Below are 522 nucleotides of genomic sequence, written 5' to 3'. Positions count from 1 at the left end.
GTGTGCGGGCGGCGCTGCGCCGCCTACGACAGGCTCGGGCCCAGGCGCTGGAGGGCGCCCGACCTCGGCGCCGCCCGCTGCTATCTGGAGCACGCCCCCGTCAGGGCCAGCTGCCCGGAGCACGGCGTGCGCACCGCGCCCGTCCCCTGGGCGAGGTGCGCCTCGAGCAGGTTCGCCTCGGCCTTCGAGGACTGGGTCGCGTGGCTCGCGCTGCACATGTGCCGCAGCGCCCTGGCCGAGCTGGCGCGCGTCGACTGGCACACCGTCGGGGGCATCTGCGCGCGCGTCGAGGCGTCGCTGGAGGAGGCCGACGGGCGCGGCAGGCTCGACGGGCTTCGCCGGATCGGCGTCGACGAGACGAGCTACAAGAGGGGCCAGAGGTACATGACCGTCGTGGTGGACCACGACCGCGGGAGGGTCGTGTGGGCCTGCAGGGGCCACGGGAAGGACAGGCTCAACGAGTTCCTCGACCTGCTGACGGATGAGCAGAGGGAGGCGATCGAGGTGGTCACGGCCGACGGG

The 522-nt window shown here is 73.9% G+C and carries 1 protein-coding gene; it reads left to right on the top strand.

What is annotated here, in order from left to right; all coding sequences use genetic code 11:
* Positions 1 to 126 precede the first annotated feature (126 nt).
* Positions 127 to 522 (top strand): transposase (locus DW029_RS11120; RefSeq protein ID WP_199582700.1); only part of this gene is annotated, 396 nt, incomplete at its 3' end.

This window comes from Collinsella sp. AF38-3AC, assembly GCF_003474365.1.
In the GTDB taxonomy this organism is placed as follows: domain Bacteria; phylum Actinomycetota; class Coriobacteriia; order Coriobacteriales; family Coriobacteriaceae; genus Collinsella.
The sequence above is the reverse complement of the archived record's forward strand: the minus strand, read 5'-3'. Positions and strand labels throughout refer to the sequence as shown.